The sequence below is a fragment of the Pseudomonas rhodesiae genome, assembly GCF_007858255.1.
Taxonomy (GTDB): Bacteria; Pseudomonadota; Gammaproteobacteria; order Pseudomonadales; family Pseudomonadaceae; genus Aquipseudomonas; species Aquipseudomonas rhodesiae.
This window is the reverse complement of sequence record NZ_VFEU01000005.1, coordinates 258,183-277,031: the sequence shown is the minus strand read 5'-3', so window position 1 is coordinate 277,031 and position 18,849 is coordinate 258,183. Positions and strand designations below refer to the sequence as shown.

The window sequence follows — 18,849 nt, the reverse complement described above, 5'->3', positions numbered from 1 at the left end:
AAATTGATAGAAGTTCTTTGTTGTGCAGTATTGTCGAGATTTTCTGCCATTTATTCGGGTATGACATGGATTTTATTGCGCGCCAATTCTTAGGCGCGCAATCGCGGGCATCAAGGTTGGAATGCGCCAATAAAGATCGCTGGGTCCACCCGCGCATCGTTAAGGCTGACGTTCCAGTGCATGTGCGGCCCCGTCGCGCGGCCGGTCGAGCCGACCTTGCCCACCACCGCGCCTCGCACCAGTTGCTGGCCGACCTTCACGTCGATCGTGGACATGTGGCAGAACATGCTGATAAAGCCTTGGCCGTGATCGACGAACACGGTATTGCCGTTGAAAAAGTAATTGCCCACCAGAATCACTTTGCCGTTTGCAGGCGTTTTGATCGGCGTGCCGGCGGGCACCGCGAAGTCCAGGCCCGAATGCGGGTTGCGCTCTTCGCCGTTGAAAAAGCGGCGCACGCCGAACTTGCTCGACAGCGGACCGTTAACAGGCTTGTCCAGCACCAGATTGCTCGGCAGGTTCGGGCTGAAACTGCGGTAAGCCTTGATCTGTACCGCCAGCTCGGCCTCGATGCGCTTGAGCTGCGCCGGGGCAGGGTTGACCTGGCTTTTGTTCTTCAAGGTGATGCGCTGTTCCGGGTACTTTTTATAGCCGACGATAAAGGGCAGGCTGCGGCCGCCGCTGCTGATGCGCTCGTTGCCGGGTTTGACCGTCAGCGGAATGCCGACGATCGCCAGCCAATTGTCCTGTTCCTTGACCACCAGCACCGGCTTGCCTTGATACGTGGCCTTGGGCGCCGTTGCCGAAGGGCCCAGCTCGACCACTGCCACGCCGCCCGGCACCGGTTTGTTCAGGGTGCGGCTGATGTAACTGTCGGCGTGGGCGTTAAAGGTCAGGCATAGCAGCATCAACAGGCTAAAAAGACGTGGCATCGATCAATCCAGTAACGAAAGGGTAACGGGTGTCAGGTGGTTGTCTTCCACCCTCACTTGCAATTGGCCTTCACCAAGTCGCGCGGTCAGACGCTGGCCAGTGTGGGTCTGCGCGGCACTGCGAATGGCTTGGCCGCGCTCGTCCAGCAGGATGCTGTAGCCGCGGCCCAGGGTGGCTAGCGGGCTGACCACCTGCAGCGTCTGCACCTGGCTTTGCAATTGCAGACGACGCGCCTTGAGGCCTTCGCGCATGGCGCGCGGCAGGCGTTCGGCGAGGCTGTCCAAGCGCTGGCGCAAAAGGGCCAGTTGACGTCCCGGATGCTGGCCGGCGAGGCGGGTTTCCAGGCGGATCAAGCGCTCGCGACGGGTGTTGAGGCTACGCTCGAAGGCACGGCGCAGGCGCATGTCCAGGTCGTCCAGGCGTTGGGCCTGTTGGCGCAGACGTTCGCCCGGATGACGCAGCCGGCGGGCCATGCCCTCAAGTCGCAAGCGGTCGTGCCGCAGGCGGTTGCGCATCAGCATCACCAGGCGCCGATGCAGGTTCTCCACCTGGCGCACCAGATGGCTTGAATCCGGCGCCAGCAGCTCGGCGGCAGCGGACGGTGTAGGCGCACGTACGTCAGCCACGAAGTCGCTGATCGACACATCGGTTTCATGGCCGACGGCGCTGACAATAGGGGTTACGCAGGCATCCACCGCACGGGCCACGGCTTCTTCGTTGAAGCACCAGAGGTCTTCCAGCGAACCGCCGCCACGGGCCAGGATCAGTGCGTCGAAGCCGCGCGCATCCGCCAGTTTCAGCGCCCGTACAATTTGCGGGATGGCTTCGCGGCCTTGCACGGCGGTGGGGATCAACGTCAGTTGCACCTGCGGCGCACGGCGACGGAATACGCTGATGATGTCGCGGATCACCGCGCCGGTGGGCGAGCTGATGATGCCGATGCGCTGCGGGTGGGCCGGCAGCGGCACTTTGCGCTCGGCGCTGAACAGACCTTCGGCGCTGAGTTTTTCTTTCAGCGCATCGAAGGCCAGGCGCAGCGCACCGTCGCCTGCGGGCTCCACGGTGTCGAGAATCAACTGGTAATCACCACGGCCCTCAAACAACGAGACCTTGCCGCGCACCTTCACCGCCAGGCCATCCTTCAAGGCCTGCCGAACCCGTGCGGCGTTACTGCGAAACAATGCGCAACGCACCTGGGCGCCGCTGTCCTTGAGGGTGAAATACACGTGGCCGGACGCCGGGCGGGCGAGGTTGGAGATTTCGCCTTCGACCCAGATATTGGCGAACACGTCTTCCAGCAACACCCGCGCACGGCCGTTGAGCTGGCTGACAGTCAGAACTTCGCGGTCCAGGCCCAGACGGGCAAACGGGTCTTTAATCATGGCAACAGGTCTTTAATCATGGGCGGCAGTTTATAGGCATTCGCGCAGGGTTTGGCAGAATTGCTCGACCAGCGCGCTCGGCCCTTGCGCGCAGGCCAGGGCCACGGTGCTGAGGCTGTCCGGCTCGGCCAGAGGTAAAAAACGCAGGTTGGCAGGTGCAATGTCCTGCATGGATTTTGGTAACAAGGCAATACCGAAACCGGCCTGGATCAACTGCAACTGCGTGGTCTTGCGCGACATCACCCGGGCCGCCTTGGGGAAAAAACCGGCGCGCATGCACAGCTCGGCGGACAGATAACTCAAACCGCCGCGCTGAGGATGGGGGATCGAAATAAACGCCTCATCCCGCAACTGCGCCAGCTCTATGGGCGCATCACGGCCAGCCAGCGCATGGTTCGGCGGCACCGCCAGCATCAAGGGTTCGCTGTATAAAGGCTGTACGCGCACGCCTTCGCGCTGGCGCAACACCGGCAAGCGCAGCAGGCCGATGTCCAGGCGGCCGTCGGCGATCTCTTCCAGCTGCGCTTCGGAGGACATCTTGGCGATATCCACCGACACCCCAGGGCAGCGCTCCAGCCAGGCACTGATGCCGCGCAGCAGCACGCCGCTCATCGGCACGGTGCTCGAATGGCTCAGACGCAGGGTGCCGACCTGGCCGCTGCCGATCTGGGTCGCCGCTTCACTGGCCTTATGCAGTTCGCTCAGCAGGTTGCGCGCCCGAGGGTAAAAGGCTTCGCCCGCCGCCGTCAGCTTCGGTTGACGCGCCGTGCGTTCGAACAGCGGCGTTTGCAGTTGGTGCTCAAGCGCCTTGATTTGCCGGCTCAAGGCCGATTGCGCGACGAACAGGCGCTCGGCCGCGGCACTGAAACTGCCGCTGTCGGCGATTTCAACGAAGTAGCGCAATTGGCGGGTGGAGATCACGCGTTATGCCTTTTTAAGATGGCTTGAAGGATTTGAAGATATTAGTCGCAACGCTCGTCGATGGCTAAAGTGAACGCCATCTCTTGCAAGGAATCACCCATGGGCCCGGTTGAGCTGATGAGTCAGTGGTCGTTTAGCGGTTTGGAGTGGCTCGTGATCGGCCTGGGCGTGGCCGTTGCCTATATCGTGTTCGGCATCGCCGGCTTTGGCACGGCGCTGGTGGCCGGGCCGGTGTTGATTGTGTTTATGCCGCTGTCGAAGATCATCCCACTGCTGGTGCTGTTGGATTTTGTCGCGGCATTTGGCGGTTTGCTGCAAACCCGACGAGACGTGAGCAAGCCCGAGTTATTGCGCCTGCTGCCGTGCATGGCCGTCGGTTGCACCTTGGGCGTGGTGTTTTTGCTCAATCTGCATTCCGACCTGCTGCTGCTGTTGATGGGGTTGTTTATCAGTGCCTACGCCCTTTATAGCCTGGCGATAAAGGCCCGCCCGACGCAGTTGGCTGCGGGTTGGTCGATCCCGATGGGAACGATCGGCGGGCTGTTTGGTGCGCTGTTCGGCAGCGGCGGTTTTTTATATGCGATCTACCTGAACAGTCGTCTGCCCAAGGACGCGGCGCGCGCCACCCAAAGTGCGTTGATCAGTTGCAGCACTGTGGTGCGCTTGAGCCTGTTCCTGGTCGCCGGCGTGTATGCGGACTTACCGCTGTTGCTACTTGCCGTGTGCTTGTTGCCGGCGATGGCTGTGGGGTTGTGGGCAGGGCGCAGGTTGACGATGCGCCTGTCGCGGGAGGCATTCGTGCGCTTGGTGACTTGGCTGGTGCTGGCCAGCGGCATTGCGTTGATTGGACGGTATTTGAGTACTTGACCTGATTTCTTCAGGGATTAAGCTGCCGTCCTCCCAGGCGTCAGAAGCCACACCGCAGGACTCCCATGAATTCCCAAAGCATCCTTGTTCCGAAAATCTCCACTTTGCCCGTGCACGAACCCCGCGCTCGGGCAATCGTGCGCTGGCTGGTGCGCAAGAATATCGTCCAGGAAGAACTGACCACCTGCGGCCGCACCGGCAACCGCATGGGCTATGCCCTGGCCGACGGCGCCCGCGCCGTGGTGTTGTATCCCGAAGCGCTACCGTTCAACGAGCCGGTCAATGGGCTGGAAATTATCTATAAACGCTGTATCTACACGCCCGCCAAAGGCTTTCTTGGCGAGGCCGGCTGCCCGGAGTGTCGGCGGGAAGTGGGGGAGGCGTTGTTCGAAAGCCTGGAAGACTGGATGCCCGGCCACACCGACAACTTCACCTGCCCACTGTGCGGGCATGAAGATGACATCAACGGCTTTCTGTTCTTGCAGGAGTGCGGGTTTTCCAACCTGGGATTTATCTTCAACAACTGGGCCGAAGCGGGCTTCAAGCAGAGCTTTATCGACGAATTTGCCGATTGGCTGGACCAGAAGATCAGTTGGGTCAAGGTCGAACTTTAATCCATCTATCAGTATTACCAAGTTTGTCAGAGTTTTACATTGAGCCAGGCAGGGTGCATGTATATAATGGCGCGCTTCCATTTTCCCGCTCGGGAGCCCCCGCGATGCTGCGTATCAGCCAAGAAGCTCTGACATTCGACGACATTCTCCTAGTGCCTGGTTATTCCGAGGTGCTTCCTAACGAAGTCAGTCTCAAGACCCGCCTAACCCGTGGCATCGAGCTGAATATTCCCCTGGTCTCCGCTGCCATGGACACCGTCACCGAAGCCCGTCTGGCCATTGCCATGGCTCAGGAAGGCGGCATCGGCATTATTCACAAGAACATGACCATCGAGCAGCAAGCTGCCGAAGTGCGCAAGGTCAAGCGTTACGAAGCCGGTGTGGTGAAGGATCCGATCACCATCGAAGCCGACGCTACCGTGCGTGACCTGTTCGACCTGACCCGCCTGCACAACATCTCCGGCGTTCCGGTACTGCACGATGGCGACCTGGTCGGCATCGTTACCTCCCGTGACGTGCGTTTCGAGAACCGTCTTGAAGTCACCGTCCGCGAAGTGATGACGCCTAAAGAGCGTCTGGTCACGGTCAAGGAAGGCGCCGACAAGAACGACGTGCGCGAATTGCTGCACAAGCACCGCATCGAGCGCGTGCTGATCGTCGACGACAAATTCGCCCTCAAAGGCATGATGACCGTCAACGACATCGAAAAAGCCAAGGCTTACCCGCTGGCCAGCAAGGATGACCAAGGTCGTCTGCGCGTCGGCGCCGCCGTCGGCACCGGTAAAGACACGGGTGACCGCGTTGCGGCCCTGGTCGCTGCCGGTGTGGACGTGGTGGTGGTCGACACCGCCCACGGTCACTCCAAAGGCGTGATCGACCGCGTACGTTGGGTCAAACAGAATTTCCCTGAAGTGCAAGTGATCGGCGGCAACATCGCCACCGGCGCTGCCGCCAAGGCCCTGGCCGAAGCGGGCGCGGATGCGGTCAAGGTTGGTATCGGCCCTGGCTCGATCTGCACCACCCGTATCGTCGCCGGTGTGGGCGTGCCGCAAATCAGCGCCATCGCCAACGTCGCCGCTGCCCTTGAAGGCACTGGCGTACCGTTGATCGCCGACGGCGGCATCCGTTTCTCCGGTGACCTGTCCAAGGCCATCGTCGCCGGTGCCTCCTGCGTGATGATGGGCTCGATGTTCGCCGGTACCGAAGAGGCGCCAGGCGAAATCGAACTGTTCCAGGGCCGTTCGTACAAGGCTTACCGCGGCATGGGTTCGTTGGGCGCCATGTCCCAGGCGCAAGGTTCTTCCGACCGTTACTTCCAGGACTCCTCGGCTGGCGCTGAGAAGCTCGTTCCGGAAGGTATCGAAGGCCGTGTGCCGTACAAGGGCACCCTGAGCGCCATCATCCATCAACTGATGGGTGGCCTGCGTTCCTCGATGGGCTACACCGGCAGCGCCAACATCGACGAAATGCGCACCAAGCCAGAGTTCGTACGGATCACCGGCGCCGGCATGGCTGAATCCCATGTCCACGACGTGCAGATCACCAAGGAAGCGCCAAACTATCGGGTCGGCTGATGCCGACAGCTATAAGCCACAAGTTATAAGCTGCAAGCGGGGCTGTATTCGTACAGCTACCGCGCGGCTTCCGATTACTTGCAGCTTGCAGCTTGAAGCTTGCAACTGCTCTTCAGAGTTTCTCTCATGGCCCTCGACATTCACGCCCACCGCATCCTGATCCTCGACTTCGGTTCCCAGTACACCCAACTGATCGCCCGCCGCGTGCGTGAAATCGGCGTGTATTGCGAACTGCATCCGTTCGACATGGACGACGAAGCGATCCGCGAATTCGCCCCTAAAGGTGTCATCCTCGCCGGCGGCCCCGAGTCCGTGCACGAAGCCAACAGCCCGCGCTGCCCACAAGCCGTGTTCGACCTGGGCGTGCCGGTCTTCGGTATTTGCTACGGCATGCAGACCATGGCCGAGCAACTGGGCGGCAAGGTCGAAGGTTCCGAGTTGCGTGAGTTCGGTTACGCCCGTGTGGACGTGGTCGGCAAGAGCCGCCTGCTGGACGGCATCGAAGATCACGTCGACGCCGACGGCCTGTTCGGCCTCGACGTATGGATGAGCCACGGTGACAAGGTCACCAAAATGCCGGAAGACTTCCACATCCTGGCCAGCACCCCGAGCTGCCCGATCGCCGGCATGTTCAGTGACGAGCGTCGCTACTACGGCGTGCAGTTCCACCCGGAAGTGACCCACACCAAGCAAGGCGGGCGCATTCTGTCGCGCTTCATCCTCGATATCTGCGAGTGTGAAGCCCTGTGGACCCCGTCGAAAATCGCTGAAGACGCCATCGCCCAAGTACGCGCCCAGGTCGGTACCGACAACGTGCTGCTTGGTCTGTCGGGCGGCGTTGACTCCTCCGTGGTTGCTGCGCTGCTGCACAAGGCCATCGGCGACCAACTGACCTGCGTGTTCGTCGACAACGGCCTGTTGCGCCTGCACGAAGGCGAGCAAGTGATGGCCATGTTCGCCGAGAACATGGGCGTCAAAGTGATCCGCGCCAACGCCGAAGAGCAATTCCTGAATAACCTGGCCGGCGAGTCCGACCCGGAGAAGAAGCGCAAGATCATCGGTCGCACCTTCATCGACGTGTTCGATGCCCAGTCCAGCAAACTGGACAACATCAAGTACCTCGCCCAGGGCACCATCTACCCCGACGTGATCGAGTCGGCCGGCGCCAAGAGCGGCAAGGCCCACGTGATCAAGTCCCACCACAACGTGGGTGGCCTGCCTGAGGAAATGAACCTCAAGCTGGTCGAACCGCTGCGCGAACTGTTCAAGGACGAAGTCCGTCGCCTGGGCCTGGAACTGGGCCTGCCGTACGACATGGTCTACCGTCACCCCTTCCCAGGCCCGGGCCTGGGTGTGCGTATCCTTGGTGAAGTGAAGAAGGAATACGCCGACCTGCTGCGTCGCGCCGACCATATCTTCATCGAAGAACTGCGCAAGGCCGACTGGTACCACAAAGTCAGCCAGGCGTTCGTGGTGTTCCAGCCGGTCAAGTCGGTTGGCGTGGTCGGCGATGGCCGTCGTTACGCCTGGGTCGTGGCCCTGCGCGCAGTGGAAACCATCGACTTCATGACCGCCCGCTGGGCACACCTGCCGTACGAACTGCTGGAAACCGTCAGCGGCCGTATCATCAATGAGATCGAAGGCATCTCGCGCGTGACGTATGACGTGTCGAGCAAGCCGCCGGCGACGATTGAGTGGGAATGATGGGACGTCCGGCACTGTCCGGCACCCACTAGCAAAAAATGCCCTGGAGCCCGCGTAACTGCGGGCTTTTGGCTTTTTGGGGCTGGCAAATTCTGGCAGCTTTGTGCATCGCCAGGCAGCGTGTCTGTGTGACGTCAGCTCCGGTCGTTACGGCTTAGGCGGGATCACCCTGGCTCAAGCGTGTGAGCGTCTAGGGGAGGCGAAGAAGATGATCGCCGCGGGCAAGTTCTGTTCCCTTCTTTGCTTCGTCGAGCAGCCATTGAGCAAAAGCTTGTATTGGCTCTCTACCCAATTCGATGGGCTCAGGGAGGATGAGGCAGAAGGTTTTAGAGATGGTTTTTCCGTCCGGCCACGGGGCGATCAGGCTTCCTGACGCCAGTTCGGTCTCAACGTACAGGCGCGGTACTAGCGCAACGCCGAGGCCGGCCAATGCGGCTTCTATCAACATTCCATGGAGATCAAAGCGTGCGCCAATTGCAGGATTGGTCAGCGGGCTTCCCACCTCTTGGGAGTAGTGTTGCCAAGCGTCAGGGTTCTGTCGTCGGTGAAGGCGCGGTAATTCGTCCAATGCGGTTGTTCGATTGCGTCCTGTCAGAAGTCCAGGATGGCAAACCGGAACCAGCACTTCATGCAAAAGTTGGTGAGTTTGCATGCCCGTCCACGCCGGGTGTTCGAAATGGATGGCAGCATCGAATCCGCTGCCGGCCAGGACGAAGGGCTCCATGCGCTCGGCCAAATGCACAGTAATGTTCGGATGCTTCTGCTGGAAGCGTCCCAAGCGAGGGATGAGCCATCGCATCGCGAACGTTGGGATAGTGGCAATGTCCAGGCTTGCGCCATCGTTCGGCTGCCCCATCAAGTACTGACTGTCCCGATCCAAGCGGTCAAGTGATTCGCGAACCTGCGCCGCGTAACGCTCTCCGTTAGGAAGGAGTCGGACACGATTGCCGATCCGCTCAAACAGCGTGACCCCGAGGAAGGCTTCCAACCGGCCGATCTGGCGACTGATAGCTCCTTCAGTCAAAGACAGTTCCTCTGCTGCGCGCGCGAAACTGCCGTGGCGGGCGGCGGCTTCGAATGCTGTCAGTGCCGTGCTGCTGGGGATCTTCCTTCGCATGAGCGTTCCCTTTGTGATGATGGTGATCCAGCTTAGCTTGATCTTTTGTCACTGAAGCATACCGATTAATCGTTTTATACGCCGAGATCAAGGTCATAGCATGACTAGACATCAATAATTAGGGCCGGACCTACGAAAAGGCCGGTAGCAAGCTATCCATGATCTATACCGTCGAGTGCAGCTTTGCTGACCCAGTCAGCGAAGCACTGTGGAATGATTTCTATAGCTTGGAGAAGTTACCCGCGCTTATTTCCGTAAGTGGGTTCCATACTTCGCAACGCTTCAAAGCGATTAGCACTGGTTGCCCTGTGTACCTGGCCATGCACTCGATCGACGGTCTGGCTGTGCTTGAAAGTGATGAGTATCGCCAGAAGGGCGGGGGCAACTTCGCGCGCTGGCAGCAGTACATTACCGATTGGCACCGCAATCTTTACGGCGGCCTTGAGCGCGCGCCTGCCATCGGTGAAGGCGAGTATCTGATCGTGAGCGCAGTCGGTCCCGAGCCGCTCATCGAGATGGGGCTCACGCCTGAGCAGATGTGGGCGGTCGCATTGGAGAAATGTCCTGAAAACAGGTGGCTGGCGAAGCTGGATAGCGCCATTAGTCTTGGTGCAAATACCCTTCCAAAGAACGTGCACCTCTATGCACCGATGACCGCGCAATTGACCGGTGGCAATGGCGCAGTGCCCCTGACGCAGGGGCGGAATCGACATGCCTAACCTGACGATCTTTATCCAGGCGCAAAAGATGCCGCCCGAAGCGAATCTGGCGGAACTCACCGAACGATGCACCCTGCTTTGCACGGACGTCCTCCAGGCTGCGCTGGACAACGTGCATGTCATCTATGTCGCTGCTCGCCAGGGGCGTGGGCATCCTGCTTACGCGCAAATCAAGTACCGCCTCGAACCGTTCAGAACGCCATCGGTCATGGACGATTTCATGGCGCGACTGGATGAGGCAATAAAACGCCATGCCGGGCTCACGGCACGCATCCGTTGCTTTGGCTATCCAGCCGATACCCTCTACGCGCGGAACTGATGATCCGCAAGGAGTGCCGCAATGAACGACATGAAATTTCCGGGCCAGCAGATCGGCGACTTTTCGATTACGGCCATCAGTGATGGATACCTTTGCGCAAGTCTGGATCTTCTCTCCAACATTAATCCTACGCAGGCGTACAAGTTGCAGCAGGACGCAGGTGTGAGCGACCCGTCCTCGATTCACATCAACTGTTACCTGGTGCGTGGAAGGGGCCGCACGATCCTCATCGATGCGGGGGCTGGTGGTTTCAAGCAGTGGGGCGGCAAGTTAAAGGCGAATCTCGCGCTTGCTGGGGTGCAACCCGCTGACATTGACACCATTCTTCTGACCCATGCTCATCCCGACCATGTTGGGGGCCTGCTTGACTCTTCAGGGGAAGCAGCCTTTCCCGATGCAGAGTTAGTCGTCCACCAGCGCGAGGTTTCTTTTTGGAAGGATGATGGCAACCTCAGCCGATCGAGTGAGCGGGCTCGTGGCAACTTTCTGTTTGCTCGCAAGGTGTTCGATCAGTATCGGGAGAAGACGCGCACGTTTACTGATAACGAAGTTCTGCCTGGCATCAGTGCGATGCCTCTTCTGGGGCATACCGCAGGACATTGCGGTTATCGTCTCGATTCCAATGGTCGTAGTCTGCTGGTTTGGGGGGATATCGTTCATTTCCCCCAAATTCAGATTGCTCGTCCCGATGTATCCATTGCATTCGACCAAGATCCGCTTCTTAGCGCCGAAACACGATCCAAACTATTGAGTGTTGTTAGCTCGGATAAGATTCTTATCGCGGGTATGCACCTTGGCGAACTCGGGTTTGCACGTGTCGAACGGCTAGGCAAGACCTACAAAATTTCCTACGAAACTTAGCGGCTGTTGGCGATGCCTACGATGCGTCGGCTACGGCGCCCACCCGCCGCAAACCACCAGCCTGAAACAACAAAACCCGCATGGGCGGGTTTTGTTGTTTCTAGCGAAGGGGTTTATCAGAAGTCGTAACGCACGTTCGCGCTGAAAGTGTCGGCGTCGAAACCACTGCTGGTCAGGTAGTTGTATGTCCCTCCCACGCTCCAAGCGCCCACTCGGTAGTTTGCACCCAGGCCCAGCTCGTAGCTGTCGCGCGCTGGTGTGGCGCCGGTGGTGGTGAATGGGGTGCCGCCGAGCACGAAGGTGGAGGTGGTGCCGGCCTTGTCGCCGATGAAGTCGTGCCAGGCCATCAGCTTGGCTTCCGGTTCCAGGCTGCCTGCACCTAGGTCAAAAGCGGCCGCCAGGCGAGCGCCCAGGCCCATTTCGCCGATTTCATAGCGCTGGCTGCCGACGTTGAGGGCGGCTGAGCTGCCTTTCTCGTGGTACGAATCCATCGACACATTGGCATAGCGCGCACCGACCTGAGGTTCCAGCAGCCACTGCTTGTTGAGCTGCAACGTGTAGCCGGCCAGTGCGTTGACGCCAAAGATCTCACTGTCGTAGTCGGCCTTGGCACGGGTGCCGGCGATGTAGCGTTTGGATTCGTTGTCGTTCCAGCCATACATCAGCGAGGTGTCGACAAAGAAGTTGTCACGGGCCCAGTTGCCGTACAGGGTCAATGCGTGGCCACTGACATCGGTTTTGTTGCCCAGGTCGGATTTGACGTCGCTGGTCAGGTAGCTGTAAGCCAGGCCCACGGTGGTCTCGGCGTTGACCTTGCCGTCGGCGCCCACGGCGATGCCGTTGGTGTTGGCGTCGTAGCCCGCGACACCGTGGCGACTGTCTTGGTCGGCATCGCTGGACAGCGCTTGCAGCCATACGCCTTGTTCAGCCAGCACGTCACCGGAGGACAAACCGCTGCGCGCTTTGCTGGCACGACGGTTGATGGCGCTTGCGACCAAGTTCTGGCTGTTGGTGGCAGCGTTGATCGCCCCACGGCTGACATCCGGCGTCAGGGTTTCGGCCAGTTTGGCCAGCTCTTCGGCGGTGGCGGCGTTGGCGAAGCTTTGGAATACCGGGTCGCTTTCGTCCAGTTGGCCCATCACCGTGTTCTTGAACGGCTTGATGGCATTCACCGCATTACGCGAGCCGTGGGCACCCAGCAGGTCTTGTGTGACGACCTCATCATTGCGGGTGGCAACCAGTGCTTTCACGTCCTGGCCTTCAATGCCGAAGTTCTTTACCTCAAGCAGGGCCGAGGAGGAAACCACGGACAGGTTCTCTGGGTCTTCCCACGTACCGGAATTGATAAGGGTGTAGCGGTTGCCCGCGGCCGAGGTGCGGAAGTCATCGGAGCGGGCCTGCAATTCGATCTGGCTGCCTGCCGAGAAGAAGGTATTGCCGGTGACTTTCAGGATCGGCGCGTTGGGCAGTGTGTCGTTATCAAGCAGCAGACGCAGGCGCGCAGTGTCGCTGTCCATGTCGAGGTCGCCGACGATGGTGGTCTGCGGGCGAAGCAGCGTCAGGCGGCCACCGTCGATATCGACGAAACCGGCGCGGATGGTCGAGCCATCGAACATCGCCTCGCCTTGCACCAGCACGCCACTGAGGCCCAGCAGGTCACCCTTGACCTGACCACCTTGCCAGTAGAAATACGAGGGTGAGGCGTTGTCGTTCACCAGAATTGCCGCAATGCCGCCTTCGATCAGGCCACCTGTCTGCCTGATGGAGAGGGTGTCGAAGCCCCCGGAGGTGTCGAGGTTGACGAAGTGGATACCCATGCCTTCGCCGGAGATAGTCCCGCTGTTGTTGATATCGCTTGTGAAGGGCGCGCCTGTCATCTGCCCGGTGAAGCGCGCGTTCTCGATCTCGATGCCCGCTGAATCGAGGCCGCGAGCGGTGATCGTGCCCGAGTTATTGATGCGCGCCTGAGTCGAGGTGATCATCATGCCGTTGGCGTTTTGGCCAGTCACACTGATCTTGCCGTTGTTGTTTACATTGCCCGCGATATTCGCCTGATACAGGTCCAGCCCCATCGCGCCGTTGCCGCTCACCGTAATGTCGCCGTTATTGACCAGGTCGCCCGCGATGTTGGAATTAAGGAGTACGGCGATGCCGGATGGGACGTCGCTGGGGCTGGTGGTCGTCAGGTTGATGTTGCCCTGATTGATCAGATTGCCCGCCAGGGTCACGTTGAGCAGGCCGACACCTGCGTTTTGCGAGGTCCCGGTCAGGGTGGCGTTATTGAAAACATCGCCGTCGCTGTTGTAGGCCCCGTTGTTCAGGTCATGGTTGAAGTCGGGTGCGGGTGCGGCATGGACCGTGGCAGTGGCAGCCGCAACGGACAGTGCCAACAACGAGCGGCGCAGGTGGGAAATGTTCAAGGCAGTATCCTTACAGGGCGGAAACTGACAGGGAATAACGCGCGCGTCAGCGTCCGTCTTTTAGGCATCCCTGCCAGCTTGTCAGTGAGTGCTGATTCAAGCGCGGCCGAATTTACACGATGCGTGTAGGACAATTCATCAAGAAAATGACTAGGGCCGGGAAAAAAGCTAAAAAATGCGACGTTTCAGTTATTTTTTTTAACTTTGCGGAATTAATCAGCAATAGCTGGAACTTCAGGGTTATTGGCGCTGTCACGCGCCGCGCGGAGCCTGATGGGGGAGGTAGTGGGTTGTTTCAAAGGGATCTGCCTACTCTCAGCCTCAAGACGCTGATGCGCCAACGGAGTTTTAGCCCAGCGGCTCCATGCCGCTTCCCACCCCTTGTCATGACTTGCCCCTGGTACATGCACGCATTGGGAGAGGGGCGAGCCAAGTGCCTGTTGGTACTGATCGGCTAAATGACTCGGAATGATTGAGTCAGCTTCTGCGATGAAATGACGCTGGGGTATTAAGACGAGTCGATCACGGTAGTCCAGCGGTTCCAGTGAACCGTCGAGCGGGGACAACCCTTTCATCGCCGCCCACAGACGTGGGCTGAGATTGCCGGCAAGGGTTTGCACTTGGGTCACATCATTGCGCTGCGCCGCCAGCAATAATGCCAGCGCGGCGCCTCCTGAATACCCCACCAGTTCGAACTCACGATTGCCATATCGCTGTTTCAGTTGGTCCATGGCCTGGCTGAGACGGTCGACCACTGCCTGAGAAAATCGTCGATCGGTCCAGAGTGAGGTTTGACAGGTTGCGGCCATCACGAACTGGCAGGGGCGTGCCAAGTAAACGTTCGGCGTCGGATCGTCGACCGCCAGCCGTGGCACCAAGAGATTATGCGGGCTTGGGTCCAGGCTGGGTTGTGTGGCCGTGGCCCAGGAATGCCCATCGCCTTCCAAATAGACACGCAGGCGAGTCATTTTTTCGGCAGTTCGCGGTGCAAGGATGAAGAGGGGGAACTCATGTCCCGGCAAGACCTCCCAGTGTCGGCCATGCTCTTGAGCCAGTTGTTGCAGCGCCTCACGCGGCGTCTGGCAGGCGATGAGCAGCACGCTGAGCATCACCAACCAGGCTTTACAGACGCCGGCCAATGGCCGACGGCAGGAAAAGTCTCTACTCAACATAGGGGGGAGTTCGTAGCAGATGACTTAACGCCATTGCTTTTTCCTGACTCGGCTCACCGCCGCGCAATATCCGAAAAATAAAACTTATCCAACGTATGCCGCGACTCGGTGTACTCGAACTGCCGTCCATCCTGGAAGAATGTCTGGTTGCTCACCACGATCACATGGCTCTGGCCGTCGAGGTCCAGGTGGGCCTGGTCGTCTTTGCTGCGTGGCAGGGCTTTGATGGTGCGTTGGGCGTAGCTGATTTGCAGCTGCAACGTCTGTTCGATGAACGCGTAGATCGACTGCTCGGCAATGGTGCGGTCCAAGCCTGGGATCAGGTCGGCGACGAAGTGGTTGATGTCGAGGATCACGCGTTTGCCATCGATGTGTCGTACCCGTTTGATGCGGGTGATCAGCGTGCCGGGTTCGGCTTCGATGTGTTGCAGCAGCGAACCCTCCAGCGGGATCTGGGTGAATTCGACCACTTCGGTCAGGACGTCATCGCCGAGGTCGGCGTGGGTTTCGTGGAAGCTGACGATGCCGCCCAGTTGAAACTCGATCGGGTTGGGCGACAACACGAACGTGCCCTTGCCGTGGATCTTTTGCGCAAACCCACGCTCCTGCAACTGTTCGATGGCGCGGCGCACGGTGCCTCGGCTGGCCTGGTAGCTGTCCATCAATTCGGTTTCGGAGGGGAGGCGCGTACCACGTTGCAGGCGTTCAGTGGTGATGCTGGCAAGCAGATCGCTATAGATCTGGTTGTATTTGCTCATGGGGATGGCTCTGTGCCCGGCTTATTCAGGCTCGAACCTTAGTGCTACCGATAGGGTTTGTCCATTGAGCCCTTGGTTGCTGCGGCTTCCATGGGGCTCAGCAGATTCCTACAGAAAATCAGGAAAAAACAATTTCAAACTCGTACAGACGAGTTGTTGCTTTAACTCGTCTGTACGAGTACTTTTGCTTTCGGCGTGCTGCCAATAACTGCCCCCAAATAAAAAAACCAAAGTGGAAACCAAGCATGAGCCACGACTATTCGAATATCGCCCGCGAGATCCTCGAGCACCTCGGAGGCAGCGACAACCTGGAGCAAGCCGCACACTGCGTGACCCGCCTGCGCCTGGCGCTCAAGGACCCCAGCCGGGTCAATGGCAGCGCGCTGAACCAGGTCGATCTGGTCAAGGGGTTGTTCTTTACCGGCGGCCTGTTTCAAGTGGTGATCGGTCCGGGTGAAGTGGAAAAGGTCTACGCCGCCCTGCGCGAGCAAACCGGCCTTGCCGCCTCGACCATCGCCGACGTCAAGAAAGCCGGCGCCGACAAAACCAACCCCATGCAGCGCCTGGTCCGCGTGTTCTCCGATGTGTTTATGCCGATCCTGCCCGCGCTGATCATTGCCGGCCTGCTTATGGGCATCAACAACCTGATGGGCGCCAAGGGCATGTTCATCGAGGGCAAGACGCTGCTGGAGGCCTATCCGAACCTGGATGGCCTGTGGAGCCTGATCAACCTGATGGCCAATACCTCGTTCGTGTTCCTCCCGGCGCTGGTGGGTTGGTCGGCGGCCAAGCGCTTCGGCGGCAGTGAAATCCTCGGCATCGTACTCGGCTTGATGCTGGTGCATCCGGACCTGCTCAACGCCTGGAACTACGGCAAGGCCGTCGCCGGTCTGGATGGCCAGAGCCTGCCGTACTTCGACATTTTCGGCTGGTTCAGGATCGAAAAAGTCGGCTACCAGGGGCAGATCCTGCCGATCCTGATGGCCGCCTATGTGATGAGCGTGATCGAGAAGTGGCTGCGGGCACGGGTGCCCAATTCGATTCAATTGCTGGTGGTGCCCATCACCACCATCGTGGTCACCGGTGTGCTGGCCTTGGCGATCATCGGCCCGGTGACCCGTCACCTTGGCATCCTGATCACCGAAGGCGTGGTCACCCTGTTCGACCTGGCGCCGATGGTCGGCGGGGCGATTTTCGGCCTGCTGTATGCGCCGCTGGTGATCACCGGCATGCACCACATGTTCCTGGCCGTGGACCTGCAACTGATCTCTACCCAGGGCGGCACCTTTATCTGGCCGATGATCGTGATGTCCAACCTGGCCCAGGGCAGTGCCACACTCGCCGTGTTCTACACCACCCGCAATGCGCGGGACAAAAGCATGGCCTCCACCTCCGCGATTTCCGCGTATTTCGGCATCACGGAACCGGCGATGTTCGGGGTGAACCTGCGCTTCAAGTTTCCGTTTTATGCGGCGTTGGTGGGGGCGGCCCTGGGCAGCATTTTCCTGTCGCTGAACAAGGTGCAGGCCTCGGCCATCGGAGTGGGCGGCTTGCCTGGGTTTATTTCGATCGTGCCGCAATCCATCACGATGTTTGTGATCGGGATGGTCATCGCGATGGTCGTGCCGTTTGTTTTGACCTGCGCGTTGAGCATGAAGATTGTTCGGCCGGGTTATCGCGTCGCCTGAACTATCGCTATCGGGGGGCAAGCCCCCTTCCCACAGTTGGAATGCTTACACCCTGTGGGAGGGCGGCGCGACGGTTCGATTTGCTCGCGATGAGGCCTGAGAGGCCAGCACAAAACCCTACTAAAGGAACCCACCATGCAAGACTGGCAACACTCGGTGATCTACCAGATCTACCCCAAAAGCTTCCACAGTCACGCGGGTAACGCCACCGGTGATCTGCTGGGCATCGTGGACAAGCTCGACTACCTCCAATGGCTAGGCGTGGATTGTTTGTGGATCACGCCGTTCCTGCGTTCGCCGCAACGGGACAACGGCTACGACATCAGCGACTACTACGCCATCGACCCCAGCTACGGGACCATGGCCGACTGCGACCTGCTGATCGCCGAGGCGGCCAAGCGCGGCATCAAGCTGATGCTCGACATTGTGGTCAACCACACCTCCATCGAGCATGAATGGTTCCAGCAGGCACGCAGCAGCCTCGACAACCCCTACCGCGATTTCTATATCTGGCGCGACCAGCCGAACAACTGGGAATCCAAGTTTGGTGGTTCGGCCTGGGAGTACGAGGCGCAAACCGGCCAGTATTTCCTGCATCTGTTCGATCACACCCAGGCCGACCTCAATTGGGACAACCCCAAGGTGCGCGCCGAAGTGTTCAAGCTCATGCGTTTCTGGCGTGACAAAGGCGTGGGCGGTTTCCGCCTGGATGTGATCAACCTGATCTCCAAACCCGCCGATTTCCCTGAAGACAGCAGCGACGGCCGCCGTTTCTACACCGATGGCCCGAACGTGCACGCCTACCTGCAGGAAATGCACCGCGAAGTCTTCGAGGGGCATGACTTGATCAATGTCGGCGAAATGTCGTCCACCAGCCTGGAACATTGCATCCGCTACTCTCGGCCCGAGTCGAAAGAGCTGTCGATGACCTTCAACTTTCACCATTTGAAAGTGGATTACCCGAACCTGCAAAAGTGGGTGAAGGCCGACTTCGACTTCCTGCAACTCAAGCAGATCCTTTCCGACTGGCAACTGGGCATGCAGGCCGGTGGCGGCTGGAACGCGCTGTTCTGGTGTAACCACGACCAGCCGCGAGTGGTCTCGCGCTTCGGTGATGACGGCGAGTACCGCGTGGTCTCGGCCAAGATGCTCGCCACTGCGCTGCACTTTCTCCAAGGCACGCCGTTTGTGTACCAGGGCGAAGAACTGGGCATGCCCAATCCGGGCTTCGACAGGATCGAGCAGTACCGCGATGTGGAGACCCTGAACATCTTCCGCCTCAAGCGCGATGCGGGCGAATCCGAAGCGGCGAGCATGGCCGCGATCATGCAGAAGTCCCGCGACAACGGCCGTACGCCCATGCAATGGAACGCGCAGCCAAATGCGGGTTTCAGCAGCGGCGAGCCGTGGATCGGCATCCCGGTCAGTGCGGCGCATATCAATGTCGAAAACCAACTCGATGATCCCGACTCCGTGCTGCACCACTACCGCGCGCTGATCGCCTTGCGTCGTCACGAACCGCTGATTCAAGAGGGCGTTTACCGGCCACTGCTGCAAGACCATTTGCAGGTCTGGGCCTACCTGCGCGAAGGCCTCGGCGAGCGCCTGCTGGTGCTGAACAACTTCTACGGCCAGCCCTGTGAGATCCAACTGCCTGACCAGGTGATTGGTGCGGCGACCGAGCAACGCCTGCTGATCAGCAACTACCCCGACTGCCCGCAACGCACCACCACGGTGGTGTTGCGTCCGTACGAATCTTTTGTGCTGCATTTGAAGGACTGAGACCCGCTGTAACCCCTG

The 18,849-nt window shown here is 59.6% G+C and carries 16 protein-coding genes; 9 read left to right on the top strand and 7 right to left on the bottom strand.

Annotated elements, in window-relative coordinates:
* Positions 1 to 110 precede the first annotated feature (110 nt).
* The 3 genes from FIV35_RS10240 to FIV35_RS10230 are packed head-to-tail and all read right to left on the bottom strand — an operon-like array spanning position 111 to position 3,236.
* Positions 111 to 932, bottom strand: a complete 822-nt coding sequence (locus FIV35_RS10240) for a M23 family metallopeptidase (RefSeq protein ID WP_034139223.1) — start codon at positions 930 to 932, stop codon at positions 111 to 113.
* Between the two features lie 3 nt (positions 933 to 935).
* Positions 936 to 2,315: an exodeoxyribonuclease VII large subunit gene (gene xseA / locus FIV35_RS10235; protein WP_034139222.1), complete on the bottom strand. Its 1,380-nt coding sequence runs from the start codon at positions 2,313 to 2,315 to the stop codon at positions 936 to 938.
* 30 nt (positions 2,316 to 2,345) lie between these two features.
* Positions 2,346 to 3,236: a LysR family transcriptional regulator gene (locus FIV35_RS10230; RefSeq protein ID WP_034139221.1), complete on the bottom strand. Its 891-nt coding sequence runs from the start codon at positions 3,234 to 3,236 to the stop codon at positions 2,346 to 2,348.
* A gap of 99 nt (positions 3,237 to 3,335) precedes the next feature.
* On the opposite strand from FIV35_RS10230, the gene FIV35_RS10225 reads away from it, so the two are divergent.
* The 4 genes from FIV35_RS10225 (at position 3,336) to guaA (ending at position 7,995) form a co-directional block, all read left to right on the top strand.
* The gene (locus tag FIV35_RS10225) at positions 3,336 to 4,103 is read left to right on the top strand and encodes a sulfite exporter TauE/SafE family protein (RefSeq protein ID WP_034139220.1); all 768 of its coding nucleotides are present in this window, start codon (positions 3,336 to 3,338) and stop codon (positions 4,101 to 4,103) included.
* Positions 4,104 to 4,168: 65 nt separating this feature from the next.
* Positions 4,169 to 4,717, top strand: a complete 549-nt coding sequence (locus FIV35_RS10220; protein ID WP_034139219.1) for a hypothetical protein — start codon at positions 4,169 to 4,171, stop codon at positions 4,715 to 4,717.
* Between the two features lie 104 nt (positions 4,718 to 4,821).
* A complete protein-coding gene (guaB, locus tag FIV35_RS10215) occupies positions 4,822 to 6,291 on the top strand; it encodes an IMP dehydrogenase (protein ID WP_034115028.1) in 1,470 nt (489 codons plus the stop codon).
* 126 nt (positions 6,292 to 6,417) lie between these two features.
* Positions 6,418 to 7,995: a glutamine-hydrolyzing GMP synthase gene (guaA, locus tag FIV35_RS10210; RefSeq protein WP_034100389.1), complete on the top strand. Its 1,578-nt coding sequence runs from the start codon at positions 6,418 to 6,420 to the stop codon at positions 7,993 to 7,995.
* Between the two features lie 190 nt (positions 7,996 to 8,185).
* Here guaA and FIV35_RS10205 read toward each other — a convergent pair whose 3' ends face one another.
* On the bottom strand, positions 8,186 to 9,112 hold the full coding sequence (locus FIV35_RS10205; protein WP_034139218.1) for a LysR substrate-binding domain-containing protein: 927 nt from the start codon (positions 9,110 to 9,112) through the stop codon (positions 8,186 to 8,188).
* 158 nt (positions 9,113 to 9,270) lie between these two features.
* On the opposite strand from FIV35_RS10205, the gene FIV35_RS10200 reads away from it, so the two are divergent.
* From FIV35_RS10200 to FIV35_RS10190, 3 genes are read left to right on the top strand one after another with little or no spacing between them, the layout of a single operon-like run.
* Positions 9,271 to 9,831: a hypothetical protein gene (locus FIV35_RS10200; protein WP_034139217.1), complete on the top strand. Its 561-nt coding sequence runs from the start codon at positions 9,271 to 9,273 to the stop codon at positions 9,829 to 9,831.
* Positions 9,824 to 10,150, top strand: a complete 327-nt coding sequence (locus tag FIV35_RS10195) for a hypothetical protein (protein WP_034139216.1) — start codon at positions 9,824 to 9,826, stop codon at positions 10,148 to 10,150. The genes FIV35_RS10200 and FIV35_RS10195 overlap by 8 nt, the downstream gene beginning before the upstream one ends.
* Before the next feature lie 21 nt (positions 10,151 to 10,171).
* The gene (locus FIV35_RS10190; RefSeq protein WP_034139215.1) at positions 10,172 to 11,011 is read left to right on the top strand and encodes an MBL fold metallo-hydrolase; all 840 of its coding nucleotides are present in this window, start codon (positions 10,172 to 10,174) and stop codon (positions 11,009 to 11,011) included.
* Positions 11,012 to 11,127: 116 nt separating this feature from the next.
* On the opposite strand, the gene FIV35_RS10185 is transcribed toward FIV35_RS10190, so the two are convergent.
* From FIV35_RS10185 to treR, 3 genes are all read right to left on the bottom strand, one after another.
* Complete coding sequence (locus FIV35_RS10185) at positions 11,128 to 13,431, bottom strand: autotransporter family protein (RefSeq protein ID WP_034139205.1); 2,304 nt, start codon at positions 13,429 to 13,431, stop codon at positions 11,128 to 11,130.
* Positions 13,432 to 13,643: 212 nt separating this feature from the next.
* The gene (locus tag FIV35_RS10180; protein WP_231980904.1) at positions 13,644 to 14,540 is read right to left on the bottom strand and encodes an alpha/beta hydrolase; all 897 of its coding nucleotides are present in this window, start codon (positions 14,538 to 14,540) and stop codon (positions 13,644 to 13,646) included.
* A gap of 116 nt (positions 14,541 to 14,656) precedes the next feature.
* Positions 14,657 to 15,361 carry a trehalose operon repressor gene (gene treR, locus FIV35_RS10175; RefSeq protein WP_034100378.1) on the bottom strand — a complete coding sequence of 235 codons (705 nt, stop codon included), beginning with the start codon at positions 15,359 to 15,361 and terminating at the stop codon, positions 14,657 to 14,659.
* A gap of 245 nt (positions 15,362 to 15,606) precedes the next feature.
* On the opposite strand from treR, the gene treP reads away from it, so the two are divergent.
* Together treP and treC are read left to right on the top strand one after the other, a co-directional pair.
* Positions 15,607 to 17,049 (top strand): PTS system trehalose-specific EIIBC component, encoded by a 1,443-nt coding sequence (gene treP / locus FIV35_RS10170; protein WP_083377780.1) that lies wholly within the window; start codon positions 15,607 to 15,609, stop codon positions 17,047 to 17,049.
* Between the two features lie 135 nt (positions 17,050 to 17,184).
* Positions 17,185 to 18,831 carry an alpha,alpha-phosphotrehalase gene (treC, locus tag FIV35_RS10165; RefSeq protein ID WP_034139203.1) on the top strand — a complete coding sequence of 549 codons (1,647 nt, stop codon included), beginning with the start codon at positions 17,185 to 17,187 and terminating at the stop codon, positions 18,829 to 18,831.
* Positions 18,832 to 18,849: the final 18 nt, after the last annotated feature.

Coding starts and splice junctions, on each gene's coding strand:
- xseA (WP_034139222.1), bottom strand. CDS start 2,315: ATGATTAAAGACCCGTTTGCCCGTCTGGGCCTGGACCGCGAAGTTCTG.
- FIV35_RS10195 (WP_034139216.1), top strand. CDS start 9,824: ATGCCTAACCTGACGATCTTTATCCAGGCGCAAAAGATGCCGCCCGAA.
- FIV35_RS10240 (WP_034139223.1), bottom strand. CDS start 932: ATGCCACGTCTTTTTAGCCTGTTGATGCTGCTATGCCTGACCTTTAAC.
- FIV35_RS10200 (WP_034139217.1), top strand. CDS start 9,271: ATGATCTATACCGTCGAGTGCAGCTTTGCTGACCCAGTCAGCGAAGCA.
- guaB (WP_034115028.1), top strand. CDS start 4,822: ATGCTGCGTATCAGCCAAGAAGCTCTGACATTCGACGACATTCTCCTA.
- FIV35_RS10205 (WP_034139218.1), bottom strand. CDS start 9,112: ATGCGAAGGAAGATCCCCAGCAGCACGGCACTGACAGCATTCGAAGCC.
- treP (WP_083377780.1), top strand. CDS start 15,607: ATGAGCCACGACTATTCGAATATCGCCCGCGAGATCCTCGAGCACCTC.
- FIV35_RS10225 (WP_034139220.1), top strand. CDS start 3,336: ATGGGCCCGGTTGAGCTGATGAGTCAGTGGTCGTTTAGCGGTTTGGAG.
- FIV35_RS10190 (WP_034139215.1), top strand. CDS start 10,172: ATGAACGACATGAAATTTCCGGGCCAGCAGATCGGCGACTTTTCGATT.
- guaA (WP_034100389.1), top strand. CDS start 6,418: ATGGCCCTCGACATTCACGCCCACCGCATCCTGATCCTCGACTTCGGT.
- FIV35_RS10220 (WP_034139219.1), top strand. CDS start 4,169: ATGAATTCCCAAAGCATCCTTGTTCCGAAAATCTCCACTTTGCCCGTG.
- FIV35_RS10180 (WP_231980904.1), bottom strand. CDS start 14,540: ATGCTCAGCGTGCTGCTCATCGCCTGCCAGACGCCGCGTGAGGCGCTG.
- treR (WP_034100378.1), bottom strand. CDS start 15,361: ATGAGCAAATACAACCAGATCTATAGCGATCTGCTTGCCAGCATCACC.
- treC (WP_034139203.1), top strand. CDS start 17,185: ATGCAAGACTGGCAACACTCGGTGATCTACCAGATCTACCCCAAAAGC.